The organism is Photobacterium sp. R1 (genome assembly GCF_054600795.1).
This window is the reverse complement of the sequence record NZ_BAAHZP010000125.1, coordinates 1-416: the sequence shown is the minus strand read 5'-3', so window position 1 is coordinate 416 and position 416 is coordinate 1. Positions and strand designations below refer to the sequence as shown.

Below are 416 nucleotides of genomic sequence, written 5' to 3'. Positions count from 1 at the left end.
GGCCCCGGCAGACAGGCCCTTTGATGAACCCCATAATAGTGTGCCGGGCGTTATCTATCATGTAACGGTAACGGGCACCCACCGGAAGTTGTTCAAAGGCGAGCAGAGGGTTGGCGGCAAGCTCTGGGGTATAGCCTGGCAGAGCGCTTACGGTATAGTTTGGCTCAATAAAGTGTGCTTTCAGGCGAGCCATGCGCTCGTTGGTAAGGGCGAAGGGCATGTGGGTTTTGTCCACAATGGTTTCCCGAACCGGCAGAATGCGATAGTAAACCCGTTTGACACCCGGATCATCAAAGGGACGACGGGTGGCAATGACATCCACTGGTTTTCCTGGTGCTGTGCGCGACCGTACGATTCTGAAAAATGGGGTCTGATCAGACGCTGGCTCAGCATCAGGAAAATAAAGATGTGAAACA

General features: G+C 53.6%; 1 protein-coding gene. It reads right to left on the bottom strand.

Annotated elements, in window-relative coordinates; genetic code table 11:
- Window positions 1-355, bottom strand: a 355-nt coding sequence (locus ACYP03_RS24280) for a fatty acid cis/trans isomerase (protein ID WP_459782409.1), incomplete at its 3' end; no start/stop codon positions are given.
- Window positions 356-416: the final 61 nt, after the last annotated feature.